At 72.3% G+C, this 13,785-nt stretch carries 14 protein-coding genes; 8 read left to right on the top strand and 6 right to left on the bottom strand.

All coding sequences use genetic code 11. From position 1 onward, the window contains the following. Positions 1-9: 9 nt before the first annotated feature. Positions 10-990: an aldo/keto reductase gene (locus Pph01_RS12055; RefSeq protein WP_204073137.1), complete on the bottom strand. Its 981-nt coding sequence runs from the start codon at positions 988-990 to the stop codon at positions 10-12. Positions 991-1,054: 64 nt separating this feature from the next. Here Pph01_RS12055 and Pph01_RS12050 point away from each other — a divergent pair, with 64 nt between their 5' ends. Next, positions 1,055-2,050, top strand: coding sequence for an ArsR/SmtB family transcription factor (locus Pph01_RS12050; protein WP_204073136.1), 996 nt, complete (start codon positions 1,055-1,057; stop codon positions 2,048-2,050). 6 nt (positions 2,051-2,056) lie between these two features. Here the strand turns inward: Pph01_RS12050 and Pph01_RS12045 are convergent, their stop codons facing one another. Further along, a complete protein-coding gene (locus tag Pph01_RS12045; RefSeq protein ID WP_204073135.1) occupies positions 2,057-2,971 on the bottom strand; it encodes an SDR family oxidoreductase in 915 nt (304 codons plus the stop codon). A gap of 78 nt (positions 2,972-3,049) precedes the next feature. On the opposite strand from Pph01_RS12045, the gene Pph01_RS12040 reads away from it, so the two are divergent. From Pph01_RS12040 to Pph01_RS12025, 4 genes are read left to right on the top strand one after another with little or no spacing between them, the layout of a single operon-like run. Continuing rightward, positions 3,050-3,799, top strand: coding sequence for an enoyl-CoA hydratase family protein (locus Pph01_RS12040; RefSeq protein ID WP_204073134.1), 750 nt, complete (start codon positions 3,050-3,052; stop codon positions 3,797-3,799). Continuing rightward, positions 3,799-4,683 (top strand): CoA transferase subunit A, encoded by an 885-nt coding sequence (locus tag Pph01_RS12035; protein ID WP_204073133.1) that lies wholly within the window; start codon positions 3,799-3,801, stop codon positions 4,681-4,683. The genes Pph01_RS12040 and Pph01_RS12035 overlap by 1 nt, the downstream gene beginning before the upstream one ends. Then, positions 4,680-5,444 carry a CoA-transferase subunit beta gene (locus tag Pph01_RS12030; protein ID WP_239116629.1) on the top strand — a complete coding sequence of 255 codons (765 nt, stop codon included), beginning with the start codon at positions 4,680-4,682 and terminating at the stop codon, positions 5,442-5,444. Before Pph01_RS12035 ends, Pph01_RS12030 begins: the two co-directional genes overlap by 4 nt. Continuing rightward, the gene (locus Pph01_RS12025) at positions 5,444-6,502 is read left to right on the top strand and encodes an NAD(P)H-dependent flavin oxidoreductase (RefSeq protein ID WP_239116673.1); all 1,059 of its coding nucleotides are present in this window, start codon (positions 5,444-5,446) and stop codon (positions 6,500-6,502) included. The genes Pph01_RS12030 and Pph01_RS12025 overlap by 1 nt, the downstream gene beginning before the upstream one ends. Before the next feature lie 39 nt (positions 6,503-6,541). Here the strand turns inward: Pph01_RS12025 and Pph01_RS12020 are convergent, their stop codons facing one another. The 4 genes from Pph01_RS12020 to Pph01_RS12005 form a co-directional block, all read right to left on the bottom strand. After that, positions 6,542-7,960 carry a S28 family serine protease gene (locus tag Pph01_RS12020; RefSeq protein ID WP_239116628.1) on the bottom strand — a complete coding sequence of 473 codons (1,419 nt, stop codon included), beginning with the start codon at positions 7,958-7,960 and terminating at the stop codon, positions 6,542-6,544. Positions 7,961-8,138: 178 nt separating this feature from the next. Continuing rightward, positions 8,139-9,110, bottom strand: a complete 972-nt coding sequence (locus Pph01_RS12015; RefSeq protein WP_204073131.1) for an acyl-CoA dehydrogenase family protein — start codon at positions 9,108-9,110, stop codon at positions 8,139-8,141. Between the two features lie 3 nt (positions 9,111-9,113). Then, positions 9,114-10,241 carry an acyl-CoA dehydrogenase family protein gene (locus tag Pph01_RS12010; protein ID WP_204073130.1) on the bottom strand — a complete coding sequence of 376 codons (1,128 nt, stop codon included), beginning with the start codon at positions 10,239-10,241 and terminating at the stop codon, positions 9,114-9,116. Next, positions 10,231-11,070 (bottom strand): enoyl-CoA hydratase, encoded by an 840-nt coding sequence (locus Pph01_RS12005; protein ID WP_204073129.1) that lies wholly within the window; start codon positions 11,068-11,070, stop codon positions 10,231-10,233. Before Pph01_RS12005 ends, Pph01_RS12010 begins: the two co-directional genes overlap by 11 nt. Before the next feature lie 99 nt (positions 11,071-11,169). On the opposite strand from Pph01_RS12005, the gene Pph01_RS12000 reads away from it, so the two are divergent. From Pph01_RS12000 to Pph01_RS11990, 3 genes are read left to right on the top strand one after another with little or no spacing between them, the layout of a single operon-like run. Further along, on the top strand, positions 11,170-11,943 hold the full coding sequence (locus Pph01_RS12000) for an SDR family oxidoreductase (RefSeq protein ID WP_204073128.1): 774 nt from the start codon (positions 11,170-11,172) through the stop codon (positions 11,941-11,943). 15 nt (positions 11,944-11,958) lie between these two features. Then, entirely contained in the window at positions 11,959-12,576 is a 618-nt protein-coding gene (locus tag Pph01_RS11995; protein ID WP_204073127.1) for a TetR/AcrR family transcriptional regulator, read from the top strand. Positions 12,577-12,586: 10 nt separating this feature from the next. Further along, complete coding sequence (locus Pph01_RS11990; protein WP_204073126.1) at positions 12,587-13,747, top strand: acetyl-CoA C-acetyltransferase; 1,161 nt, start codon at positions 12,587-12,589, stop codon at positions 13,745-13,747. Positions 13,748-13,785 lie beyond the last annotated feature (38 nt).

The following is a 13,785-nucleotide window of genomic DNA, read 5'->3' as shown; positions in this document are numbered from 1 at the left end:
CGTGCTCGTTCACCAGGCCCAGGCCTCCGGGCCCGGGCCGCCTTTGCCGATCGGCGGGAACAGCTCGTCCAGCCGGGCCAGGGTCTCGGCGGACAGCTCGGTGTCCAGCGCGGCCAGGGGCAGAGCGAGCTGTTCGGGGGTCCTCGGCCCGATGATCGGGCTGGTCACCCCCTGCCGCGACAGCAGCCAGGCGAGCGCGACGGTGGTCGGCTTCTCGGACAGCTCCCCGCACAGCTCCTCGTAGCGTTCCAAGGCCGCCCGATGCGGTTCGACCCGCTCGGCGGCGTGCAGAACGCTCCGGCCGGCGACGCCGTCGCGTTGCTTGCGCAGCGCGCCGGAAAGCGCGCCGAAGTGCAGCGGCGAATAGGGCAGGATCCCGATCCCGAGCCCGATCGCCGCCGGCAGCACCTCGAGTTCGACGTGCCGGGTGAGCAGGTTGTACTTGCACTGCTCGGAGACCAGGCCGAGGAAATTCCGCCGGTCGGCCGCCGCCTGCGCGCGGGCGAGGTGCCAACCGGCGAAGTTCGACGAGCCGACGTAGCGCACCTTGCCCTGGACCACCAGCGTCTCCATCGCCTGCCAGATCTCCTCCCACGGTGTCTCCCGCTGCACGTGGTGCATCTGGTAGAGATCAATCCAGTCGGTACGCAAACGGCGGAGCGACGCCTCGCAGGCGGCGATGATGTGCCGGGCGGACAGGCCGCCGTCGTTGGGCCAGTCCGTCATCGGCGCGTACACCTTGGTGGCCAGCACGATCCGGTCCCGGTTGCCGGTCTTCTCGAACCAGCTGCCGATGAACTGCTCGCTCAGACCGTCACCGGTCTCGCGGCCGTACATGTTCGCGGTGTCCACGAAGTTCACGCCCGCGTCGTGGGCCCGGTCCAGAACGGCGTGGCTGTCGGACTCGTCGATCTGCCAGCCGAAGTTCATCGTGCCGAGGCACAACCGGCTCACGGTCAGGCCGGTCCGGCCCAGATGGATGTATTTCATGGCGCCGACCGTAGGTCCGGCCCCCGGTCCCCTGGTAGCCGTTCGACCGTGCTCGAATACAAGGGTGATCCGGATCGAGTTCGCCCCCGCCGACCTGATCGGGCTCAGGTTCGCGCACTCTCCGATGGTCGAGGTCGTGGCCAGCTGTCTGGCGCTGAGGTCGCGATCGGAGCGCAGGCTGCACCCGTCCTGGCGGGCGAGGGTCGGGCCGCTGTTCCGCGGCCCGGACCTGGGCACTTTTCGCGCGGTGGTCTGCGGTCCCACCGGGTATGTGCCGGACTTCCTCACTCCGGCGCCGGACACCGCCCGGCCCACCTTGGACCAGGAACTGCGGGTGGTGGCCGGAACACCGCTCGACCGAGTCGCAGTGGAGGTCGACAGGGCGTGGACCGGGCACCGGGCGCCGCCGGAGATCGATCGGTTCGCGACCGATCCGGCCGGCGGGCTGGCGGAGCTGGTGCGACAGGTCCGGCGCTACTTCGCGCTGGCGATCGCACCGGACTGGCCGCGGCTGCGCGAGGTCGCGGAGGGTGAGCTGGTGCGCCGGGGACTGCTGGCCGCCGAACGGGGGCCGCGGGCGCTGCTGGCGGACCTGCACCCGAAGCTGGACTGGGATGGCGCGGCGCTGCGGCTGGCCTACGCGAAGGACGGGGACTTCAGCCTGGACGGGCACCCGCTCGCTCTGCTGCCGACCGGGTTCGCCGGGCCGGACGTGTACACCATGGCGGAGTCTCCGACCGGCAGGGCGCTCTGGTACGCCCCGCGCGGTCACGGCGGGCTCTGGGACCGTCCGGCCTCGGTCGAGCCCCCGGAGGCGCTGGCCGCCCTGCTGGGTCCGACCCGGGCGGCGGTGCTCACCCTGTTGGCCGTGCCGTGCAGCACGGGTGAGGTGGCCACAGCCCTCCGGTTGGCCCCGGCGACCGCCTCGCATCACCTGACGACGCTCCGGGACGCCGGCCTGGTGGTCGGCGAGCGGGCCGGCCGCCGGCTGCGCTACCGGCGCACGGGGCTCGGGGAGCAACTCGGCGGGGTCAGCCGGCCGCCCGCCGAAGGGACATAGCGGCTCTCAGGCGCCGTAGACGGGCTCCGGCCGGGCGGCCGCGGCGAGCAGGGCGGCGATCTCGGGGCCGAGGCCGGACGCGTCCCAGCGGGCGCCTCTGTCGACGGCGGGGCCGCGGCGGAAGCCCTCCATCACGCAGATCCGGCCGCCCTCGACCTCGAAGACCCGCCCGGTGACGCCCGCGGACTCGGCCGAGCCGAGCCAGGCGACGAGCGGGGACACGTTCTCCGGGGCCATCGCGTCGAACTCGCCGTTCCCGGGGACCGCCATCGCGGCCGCGAAGGCCTGTTCGGTCATCCGGGTGCGGGCGGCGGGGGCGATGGCGTTGACGGTCACGCCGTAGCGGCCGAGTTCGGCCGCGGCGACGAGCGTGAGCCCCACGATGCCCGCCTTGGCCGCCGAGTAGTTGCCCTGCCCGACGCTGCCGAGCAGGCCGGCCCCCGACGAGGTGTTGATCACGCGGGCGTCCACCGGGCGGCCCGCCTTGGACTCGGCCCGCCAGTGCAGCCCGGCGTACTTCAGCGGCAGGAAATGGCCTGTGAGGTGAACGCGCGTCACCGCGTCCCACTCCTCCTCGGAGAGGTTCACCAGCATGCGGTCGCGGAGGAACCCGGCGTTGCTGACCAGCACGTCGAGCCGGCCGAAGCGGTCCAGCGCCGTCGCGACCAGCCGCCGCGCCCCCTCGCCGGTCGCGACGTCGGAGCAGTCGGCCACCGCCTCGCCGCCCAGCGCGCGGATCTCCTCGGCCGTCTCCTCGGCCACGGCCTGCGCGGGCCCCTGGGCTCCGCCCTCGCCGGACAGACTCACGCCGAGGTCGTTGACCACGACCTTGGCGCCGTGCCTGGCGAACTCCAGGGCGTGCGCGCGGCCGAGGCCTCGCCCGGCGCCGGTCACGATCACGACGCGGTCCTCGCAGATCATCGTGCGCTCACTTCTGTGGGTCTCCGGGGGACTCTGCTAGCGTACTTTCTAACAAATGTTAGATCGAAAGGCGGTTGTATGGGAATCTCCGCCAGCAGTCACGGCGAGGGCGTCGTCGAGATCGTGATGGACGCCCCGCCGGTGAACGCGCTGACCGTGCGGGGTTGGTTCGACCTGGCCGGCGCCGTACGGGAGGCCGGGCGGGACATGCGGACCCGGGTCGTGGTCCTGCGGGCCGAGGGCCGCGGGTTCAACGCGGGCGTCGACATCAAGGAGATGCAGGCCGGTGGTGACTTCACCGCGCTGGTGGGCGCCAACCGGGGCTGCTACGAGGCGTTCGCGGCGGTCTACGAGTGCGAGGTGCCGGTGATCGCCGCCGTGCACGGGTTCTGCCTCGGCGGAGGCGTCGGCCTGGCCGGCAACGCGGACATCGTGGTGGCCTCCGACGACGCCTACTTCGGGCTGCCCGAGGTCGAGCGGGGCGCCCTCGGGGCCGCCACCCACCTGGCGCGGCTGGTTCCCCAGCATCTGATGCGGGCCATGGTGTACACCTGCCGCAACGTCACGGCCGCCGAGCTGCACGCGTACGGCTCGGTGCTGGAGGTCGTGCCGCGCGAGCGGCTCCGCGACGCCGCGCTGGAGGTGGCGGCCCAGATCGCCGCCAAGGATCCACAGGTGATCCGGCTGGCCAAGGAGTCGCTGAACGGCATCGACCCGGTCGACGTCAGGCGGAGCTACCGGTTCGAGCAGGGCTTCACGTTCGAGCTCAGCCTCACCGGCGCCGGCGACCGGCACCGCGACGCCTTCGTCTCGGACCGGGCGACCTGATGGGCGCCGTGATGTCGATCGAGGAGATCGTCGGCTCGCTGGACAGCGGCATGACGATCGGGATCGGCGGGTGGGGCTCGCGGCGCAAGCCGATGGCCCTGGTCCGGGCGATCTGCCGTTCCCCGCTGACCGGCCTGACCGTCGTCTCGTACGGCGGGCCGGACGTGGGCCTGCTGTGCGCGGCGGGCAAGGTCCGCCGGGTGATCGCCCCGTTCGTGACGCTCGACTCCATCGCCCTCGAACCGCACTTCCGGGCCGCCCGGCAGAGCGGAGCCGTCGAGTTCACCGAGTACGACGAGGGGATGTTCATGTTCGGCCTGCTCGCCGGCGCGCACCGGCTGCCGTTCCTGCCGACCCGGGCCGGGCTCGGCTCCGACGTCATGCGGGTCGTCCCCGGCCTTCGCACCGTCCGCTCGCCGTACGAGGACGGGGAGGAACTGGTCGCGGTGCCCGCGCTGACGACGGACGCGGCGCTGGTGCACCTGGACCTGGCCGACACCCGGGGCAACGGCCGCTACCTCGGCCCCGATCCCTACATGGACGACCTGTTCGTGAAGGCGGCCGGACGCGCCTACCTCTCCTGCGAGCGGATGGTCGAGCCCGGCGAGCTCGACGGCCCGCCGCAGACGCTGCTGGTCAGCCGCATGCATGTCACGGGGGTAGTGGAGACGCCGGCCGGCGGCCACTTCACCGACCGCGGCCCCGGCCACGAGCGCGACGAGGCGTTCCAGCGGCACTACGCGGCCTCGGCCGCCGACCCGAAGGCGTGGGCGGCGTTCGCCGACCGGTTCCTGTCCGGTGACGAGGCGGCCTACCAGGAGGCCGTACGGCGATGGCACGAGCAGGACCGCGACAGGGACCACGACCGGGAGGAGGCGCGGTGAGCGGGTCGTCCGCGGCGACCCGCGCGGAGATCTGCGTGGTGGCCTGCGCCGAGGCGTGGCGCGGTGACGGCGAGGTGCTGGCCGCGGCGATGGGCACCTGCTCCGTCCTGGGCGCCAGGCTGGCCCGGCTCACGTTCGAACCGGACTTGCTGACCACCGACGGCGGCGCCCTGCTCACCGCGGAGCCGGTGGCGCTCGGCGCGCCCGCGGGCGCGGTGGAGGGATGGCTGCCGTTCCGCGAGCACCTGTGGCTCGTGCAGAACGGGCGGCGCCACGTGATGATGGGCGCCTCCCAGATCGACCGGCACGGCAACACCAACATCTCGGCCATCGGCGACTGGGCGCGGCCGAAGTCACAGCTCCTCGGCGTGCGCGGCGCGCCGGGGAACACGATCGCCAACCCGACGAGCTACTGGATCCCCCGGCACTCGACGCGGGTCTTCGTCCCCGAGGTCGACGTGGTGAGCGGAGTCGGCTTCGACCGGGCGGCCGCGCTCGGGCCCCGCGCGTCCCGGTTCCACGGCCTGCGCCGCGTGGTGACCGACCTCGCGGTCCTGGACTTCGGCACGCCCGACCGGTCGATGCGGCTGGTCTCCGTGCATCCCGGAGTCGAGGTCGAGCGGGTCGTCGCCGCGACCGGCTTCGAGCTGGTCATCGAGGGCGAGGTGTCGGAGACCCGGCAGCCTTCCGACGAGGAGTTGCGGCTGATCCGCGAGGTGCTCGACCCCAAGGGCCTGCGCGGCCGGGAGGTCAGGGCGTGATCGCCCAGGTGCTGGACACTCCGCTGACCCGCCTCGCGGGCGTCCGCCACCCGGTCGTGCAGACCGGGATGGGCTGGGTGGCGGGCCCGCGGCTGGTCTCCGCCGTGGCGGAGGCCGGAGGGCTCGGCATCCTCGGCTCGGCCACGATGACGCTCGAACGGCTCGCCGCCGCGATCGAGGAGGTCCGTTCCCGGACGGACGCGCCGTTCGGCGTGAACCTGCGCGCGGACGCCGGGGACGCGGGTGACCGGATTGACCTGCTGATCAGGAGCCGGGTGAAGGTCGCCTCGTTCGCCCTGGCCCCGCGCCGGGAGCTCATCGCGAAGCTGAAGGACGCCGGGGTCGTGGTGATCCCGTCGGTGGGCGCGCGGCGGCACGCCGAGAAGGTCGCGGCCTGGGGAGCCGACGCCGTGATGGTCCAGGGCGGCGAGGGCGGCGGCCACACCGGCGCGGTCGCCACCACCCTCCTGCTGCCCCAGGTCGTCGACGCCGTGGACATCCCGGTGATCGCCGCGGGCGGCTTCTTCGACGGCCGGGGACTCGCGGCCGCACTGACGTACGGCGCCGCCGGGGTGGGGATGGGCACCCGGTTCCTGCTGACCGCCGACAGCCCGGTCCCCGACGCGGTCAAGCAGGCCTACCTCGGCACGACGGAGACCGTCGTCACGCGCCAGGTCGACGGCATGCCGCACCGGGTCCTGCGCACCGCGCTCGTCGACGGGCTGGAGCGGTCGGGCGGGGCGTCCCGGCTGTTGCGGGCCGTGCGCAGCGCCGCCCGGTTCAGGAGGATCTCCGGGATGTCCTGGCCCGCGATGATCCGCGACGGCCTGGCGATGAGGCGGGGCAGGGAGCTGAGCTGGGCGCAGGTCCTCATGGCCGCCAACACCCCCATGCTGCTCAAGGCGGCCATGGTGGACGGCAGGCCCGACCTGGGCGTGATGGCGTCCGGCCAGGTGGTGGCGCTGATCGACGACCTGCCCACCTGTGAGGAGCTGATCGACCGGATCGCCGCTCAGGCCGCCGACGTCCTGCGGGGACTCGGCGGCCTGACGGCCTAGACCCGCTTCCGCGGGATGCGGATCAGGACGGGATGCGGATCAGAACGGGCGGCGGGCCGGAAGCATGTCGTCGTCGGGGACCGACGCCGGCGCGTTCCGCTGGAGTGCCGTCACTTCGGACACCCCGGCCCAGCGCCGCAACGTCGTGGTCGCCGCGAGGCGGTCGGCCTCTTCGAGACCGGCGACGTTCGCCCCGTGGTTGGCGCCGGGCGCGACGTAGAGATAGGAGTCCTTCCTCGTGGGCGTGAACCGCTCGGCGCTCCACGGGTCGTTCTCGCCGTAGATGAACATCATCCGGCTCGACTGCTTGCGCACCCAGTGGTCCACGTCGAGCATCGGCCGGGGATCGTGCCGTGAGCGCAGCTCCGCGGGAATCGACGAGTTGGCCTGGTAGAGCCCGGGGTAGCGGAGCAGCCCGCGCAGGTGCGCGAACTTCAGTTCGGGCCAGCCGAGCTGGGTGGCGGCCTGGTAGTAGTACGGCGTGTAGTACTCCTGACCCTGGTCGGTGTAGAAGGCGAAGGACGCCACCTGGTCGAGCCACTCGTAGATCTCGTCGTCGGACGCCGTCGCCGCCGGGACGTCCGCGCAGTCCGCCGCCCTGGAGTACTGCCAGAACGCCCACGGAGCGTCGAGCACGGTCATCTCGAACGACCTGTCGGCGGTGCCGAGCGTCTCGGTGAAGGTGTAGCCGTTGTCCGCCGCGTACGCCTGCAGCCTGGGCACCAGCCGGTCGCGCCGCTTGAGCGCCTGGATCTGCACGTTCTTCAGCGCGGTGCGGCACGCTGCGTCGCCCACGGTGGCGAAGAAGTCGTCATAGGCGCGGTCGGCGGGGTTGACCCGGTCGTTCGGTGCGACGTACGCCACCACGCCGTCGACGTCGCCAGGGTAGAACCGCCGGTGATAGACGGAGGTCATGCCGCCCTTGCTGGCGCCCGTCTGGATCCACTTCCCGGTGTAGACCGTCTTGAGCGCCTCGACGATCCGGTGCTCGTCGCTCGCCTCCTGCCAGATGTCGAGGGTGCGCCAGTCCGCGGCGGCGGGACGCGACGGGGTGAAGAACCGGTGCTCGACCGAGACCTGGTTGCCGTTGAGGAGCCGGGTCGGCTCCGTCCGGGACGGGTTCGTCGACAGGCCGTACCCGCTGGTGTAGAGCACCACCGGGGCCGCGGTGTCGCGGTGCAGCAGGCTCAGCCGCTGCTGGAACGTCCCCTTCTTCGGGTTGCGGTGGTCGATCGGCTGCGTGTAGCTGAGGATGAAGTACCGGTATCCCGTCGGCTGCGACTCCGAGACCACCGTCAGGCCGGGAACGGCCTTGAGCGCGGCCAGCAGGGGATCCTCGGCGGCTGTGACGGACGACGACTGGGCGGGGATCGCCACCGCGGAAGCGGGCAGGGCGACGGGGCCGGTGGTGACGAGCGCGAGCATGAGGGCGGGGACGAGGGCGGTGCGGGTTCGCACGATCGTGTCTCCTGGGGGGAGGAGGCGCGTCACCAGAGGTTCGAGCCGTCCGACCGGAGAACCTCTCCGCCGTCACCGCTCGTCGATCCGGTGACCACTACGGGGCAAAAGCGTGATCATCACCCTAACATCAGATGTTTACTGATTTAAGGACATATAGTCGCCACTCTGCGTGAGCTCACACCAGAGCGGACATCACCCGTGCCCGATGGGCGGCGGGGGAGCCCCAGGCGGTGTGCAGCGCGCGCGCCTTGCGGATGAGCAGGCTGGGGTCGTACTCGTCGGTGTAGCCGATCGCGCCGTGCACCTGCAGGGCGATCCTGGCCGCCGTGTACGCGGACTCGGCCGCGGAGGCCTTCGCCGCCGACACGTCCGCGGCGAAGCCGGGCGTGCCGTACGAGAGGGCGGCGCCGTACACCAGAGGGCGGGCGTACTCCAGCCCGACGAGCGCGTCGGCCAGGTGGTGCCGCACCGCCTGGAACTCGCCGATCGGCCGCCCGAACTGCCGTCGCGTGCGCGCGTGGTCCACCGACACCTCGAGCAGCCGGCGTCCCACCCCGACGAGCTGGGCGGCGCACACCAGCGCCCCCATGTCGTACGCCTCGGCGGCCGCGGCGCCCGAGGTGATCACCTCGCCCGCGGTGACCGAGAACAGCCGCCGGGCCGGGTCCAGGGAGACCCGTGCCTCGCCGTGCCCGGCCACGCGGAGCTCCTCGCCGTCCACCGACAACACCAGCCCGGCGACGTCCGCGTCCAGCGCGTACGGCACCGCGGGAGGAAGCGCGAGCGAGGCGACCAGCGTGCCGTCGGCGATCGCGGGCAGCCACGCGGTGGCGGGCGACGACTCGGGAAGACGGCCGAGCATCACGGCGGCGGCCGCGGTCTCGACGTACGGCCCGGGCACGCCGTGCCTGCCGAGCTCGTGGAACGCCGTCACGAGCTCGACCGGGAGCGGGCCCGCGCCGCCCGCGGACTCGGGCACCGCGAGCGCGAGGACTCCGGCGCCGGCCAGCGAGCGCCACAGGGCGAGGCCGGGCTCGTGCCCTCCCGCGGCCCACTCGCGGGCGACGGCGGCGGTGGCCGCCTCGGCCAGCAGCTTGTCCAGGGTCTCCGCGAACAGTCTCTGCTCGGCGTCCAGGATGAATCTCACGCGTCATCGCCCCGCTCTCGGCAGGCCGAGCACACGCTCGGCGATCACGTCGCGCTGGATCTCGTTGGTCCCCGCGTAGATCGGGCCGGCGAGGGAGAACACGTAGCCCTCCAGCCATTCGCCCGCCAGTTCCCCGTCCGGGCCGAGCAGGTCGAGGGCCGTCTCGTGCAGCGCCACGTCCAGCTCCGACCAGAAGACCTTGTTGACGCTGGACTCGGCGCCGATGTCGTCGGTGCGCGAGATGGTCTCGAAGCCCTTCAACCGGTAGGCCCGGGCCCGGATCCACACGTCCGCCACACGGTCGCGCATCGCGGTGTCGGCGGGGTCGCCGCGCTCGCGCCAGAGCTCCACCAGCCGGTCGGCGGCGGCCATGAACCGCCCTGGGCTGCGCAGGGTCAGCCCGCGCTCGTTGCCCGTCGTCGTCATCGCGACCCGCCAGCCCTCACCCGGAGCGCCGACGACGTCCTGGTCGGGCACGAACACGTCGTCGAAGAAGAGCTCGGCGAACGCGGGCTTGCCGTCGAGCCGGCCGATCGGACGGCGGGTGACCCCCTCGGCGTCCAGCGGGAACATCAGGTAGGTCAGCCCGCGGTGCCGATCCGCCTCCGGGTCGGAGCGGAAGGGGCCGAAGCCCCGGTCGGCGAACGCGGCCCGCGAGCTCCACGTCTTCTGGCCGTTCAGCAGCCAGCCGCCGTCGGTCCGGGTCGCGGTGGCGCGAAGGGAGGCGAGGTCGCTGCCCGCTCCGGGCTCGGACCAGGCCTGCGCCCAGATCTCCGCACCGGAGGCCATCGGCGGCAGCACGCGGGCGAGCTGTTCGGGCGTGCCGTACCGGAACAGGGTCGGCGCGAGCAGGGTGACGCCGTTCTGGCTCACTCGGCCCGGCGCCCCGGCCGCGTAGTACTCCTCCTCGAACACGAGCCACTCCAGCGGGGTCGCGTTCCGCCCGCCGTACTCCTCGGGCCAGGAGACCACCGACAACCGGGCCGCGTGCAGCTCACGCTCCCAGGCGCGGTGGGCGGCGAACCCCTCCGCGGTCTCCAGCGAGGGCAGCGGCGTGGCGGGGACGTGGGCACGCAGCCACTGCCGGACCTCGACGCGGAACGGTTCCGCGGCCGACAGGTCAAGATCCATCGGCGGCCGCCTTCATGCTCCGGGGGTCCATCCCGGCGAGCGAGTCGGCCGAGGTCTCGGCGTTGTGGGCGTGGGCGAGGTGGTGCAGCCCGAAGACCGAGTCCATCCCGGCGTGCATGCCCTGGAGGTCCTCGGCCTGGTTCACGGCCTTCTTCGCCAGGGCCAGACCCATGCGGGGCATGGCCGCGATCCGCTCGGCGAGTGCCAGGACCTGTGCCTCCAGCTCGTCACGAGGCACCACCCGGTTGACCATCCCCACCTCGTACGCGCGCCGCGCGGGCATGCGGTCGCCGGTGAAGAGGAACTCCTTGGCGATCCGCGGCGGCATGGCCCACGGATGGGCGAAATACTCCACGCCTGGGATGCCCATACGCACCACGGGATCGGAGAAGAACGCGTCCTCGGAGGCGACGATCAGATCGCAGACCCAGGCGAGCATCAGGCCGCCGGCGATGCACGCGCCCTGGACCATCGCGATCATGGGCTTGGGGATCTCCCGCCACCGCCGGCACATGCCGAGGTAGACCTCCGACTCGCGGGCGAAGCGGCTCTCCGCGCCCTCCTTGCCCACGTGGTCCCACCACAGGCCCGCCTTGCGGTCGAAGGACTGGTGGGCGTCCCGCTGCGGAGTGCCGATGTCGTGTCCCGCGGAGAAGTGGGCGCCCTCGCCGGCCAGCACGATCACCTTGACCTCGTCGTCGGCCACCGCCCGGTAGAAGGCCTCGTCCAGCGCGTACGTCATGGCCGAGTTCTGCGCGTTGCGGTACTCGGGGCGGTTCATGGTGACCACCGCCACGGGGCCGCGCCGCTCGTAGCGCACCACGCTCATGGCACCCTCGCATTCTTTCTAACAACTATTTGATAGAGTAAACCACGTAAGCTCAGCGAGGTGGATCCCGGCGGGCCGGGGATCCGTGAAGGGCGGGGCATGCAGCCGACCTACGTTCCCGGTCACGGCCTGCTGCGCGGCCGGGTGGCGACGGTGACCGCGGCGGCCGGCACCGGCATCGGGGGCGCCTGCGCGCGCCGCCTGCTGGAGGAGGGTGCGCGCGTGGTGATCAGCGACGCCCACGAGCGGCGGCTCGGCGAGAGCCTCGACAAGCTGCGCGCGGAGTTCGGCGACGACGTGACGGCGGTGCCCTGCGACGTCACCTCGGAGGAGCAGGTGCGCACGCTGTTCGAGGTCGCCGAGGAGCGCTTCGGCCCGGTGGACGTCGCGGTCAACAACGCCGGTCTCGGCGGTACGGCCAGGCTCGCCGAGATGACCGACGAGCAGTGGGGCCGGGTGCTCGATGTGACGCTGACCGGCACGATGCGCTGCACGCGGGCCGCGCTGTCGCGCATGCAGCCGAGAGGCCGCGGCGTGATCGTGAACAACGCCTCGGTGGTCGGCTGGCGGGCGCAGGAGGGCCAGGCCCACTACGCGGCGGCCAAGGCGGGGGTCATGGCTCTGACCAGATGCGCCGCGGTCGAGGCCGCGCCGTACGGCGTGCGGGTCAACGCCGTGGCGCCCTCGCTGGCCATGCATCCGCACCTGGCCAAGGTGACGACGGAGGAACTGCTGGCGGAGCTCGTGGAGGACGAGGCCTTCGGCCGCTACGCGGAGCCCTGGGAAGTGGCCAACGTTATCGTCTTCCTCGCGAGCGACTACTCCTCGTACATGACCGGGGAGATCGTCTCGGTCTCCAGCCAGCATCCCTGAGAGGTCTGCCCTTCCATGAGCCCACGACGTCGAGACTCCGAGAGCACCGCGGCCGCACGCGCCGAGCGCCGGGCGGAGTTGCTCGCGACCGCCGCCGAGGTGTTCGCGTCGCGGGGATACGCGTCGACGACGGTCCGCGAGGTGGCCGACGCGGCGGGCATGCTCGGGGGCAGCCTCTACTACCACTTCGACTCCAAGGAGTCGATGGTCGACGAGGTCCTCTCGGTCTTCCTCACCGACATGTGGGCGGCCTACGACGCCGTGATCGCGTCCGGGCTCGACGCGCGGGACACCTTCCGTGCGCTGATCGCCGAGTCGTTCCGCACGATCGACCGGCATCGCCCCGCGGTCGTGATCTATCAGAACGAGTCCAAGCACCTGGCGACGAATCCGCGGTTCGCCTACCTGACCGACTCGCAGCGGCGGTTCCGCGCGATGTGGCTGTCGGTGCTCGACCGGGGGGTCATGGAGGGCGTCTTCCGCGCGGACCTCGACACCGGTCTCATCTACCGCTTCACCCGCGACACCGTCTGGCTGGCCGCGAGTTGGTACCGCAGCGACGGCCGGCTGTCCGCGGACGAGATAGCCAGGCAGTACATGGCGATGGTCCTGGACGGGATCGTGACGACCTGAGGAGTTCTCTATGGCGGAGGCCTACATCGTCGAAGCGGTGCGCGCCCCGGTGGGCAGGCGCGGCGGCGGTCTCTCCGGTGTGCACCCGGCCGATCTGGGCGCCCATGTGCTGACCGAGCTCATGTCGCGCTCCGGGGTCGATCCGGCGGCGGTGGACGACGTGGTCTTCGGCTGTCTCGACGCGGTCGGCCCGCAGGCGGGCGACATCGCCCGCACGAGCTGGCTGGCCGCCGGGCTGCCCCAGGAGGTGCCGGGCGTCACCGTCGACCGCCAGTGCGGCTCGTCCCAGCAGGCGGTGCACTTCGCGGCCCAGGCCGTGATGTCGGGCACGAGTGACCTCGTGGTCGCCGGCGGGGTGCAGAACATGTCCCAGATCCCGATCGCCTTCGCCTCCCGCGGGGCGACGGACTCCCTCGGCCTCACCGACGGGCCGTTCGCCGGCTCGCGCGGCTGGCAGGCCAGGTACGGCGGGCAGGACGTCTCCCAGTTCCGCGGCGCCGAGATGATCGCCCGCGACTGGGACATCTCCCGGGAGGACATGGAGGTCTTCGCCTACGAGTCGCACCGGCGCGCGATCCGGGCGATCGACCAGGGGCGGTTTGAGCGTGAGATCGCTCCGTTCGAGGGCGTCGCGGCCGACGAGGGGCCGCGACGCGACACGTCCCTGGAGAAGATGGCGGCGCTGCGGACCCTGGAGGAGGGCGGACGGCTCACGGCCGCGGTGGCCTCGCAGATCTCGGACGGGGCCGCGGCGCTCCTCATCGCGTCGGCGGAGGCCGCACGGACCCACGGCCTGCGCCCCCGGGCCCGGATCCACCACCTGTCGGCGCGCGGCGAGGACCCGATCCGCATGTTGTCCGCGCCGATCCCGGCGACCGCGCACGCGCTGAAGAAGACCGGCATGTCCATCGGCGACATGGACGTCGTCGAGATCAACGAGGCGTTCGCCCCGGTGGTGCTGGCCTGGCTCAAGGAGACGGGCGCCGACCCGGCCCGGGTCAACCCCAACGGCGGCGCCATCGCGCTGGGCCACCCCCTCGGCGCGACCGGCGCCAGGCTGATGACCACCCTGCTGCACGAACTGGAGCGCACCGGCGGCCGATACGGCCTGCAGACGATGTGTGAGGGCGGCGGCCAGGCCAACGTCACCATCGTCGAACGCCTCTGGTGAGAACGGTCTTCGGGGGATCGCGGGGACACTATACAGCA

This window comes from Planotetraspora phitsanulokensis (genome assembly GCF_016863295.1).
Taxonomy (GTDB): Bacteria; Actinomycetota; Actinomycetes; order Streptosporangiales; family Streptosporangiaceae; genus Planotetraspora; species Planotetraspora phitsanulokensis.
Note: the sequence above shows the minus strand (reverse complement) of the source record. Positions and strands in the feature narration are given on the sequence as shown.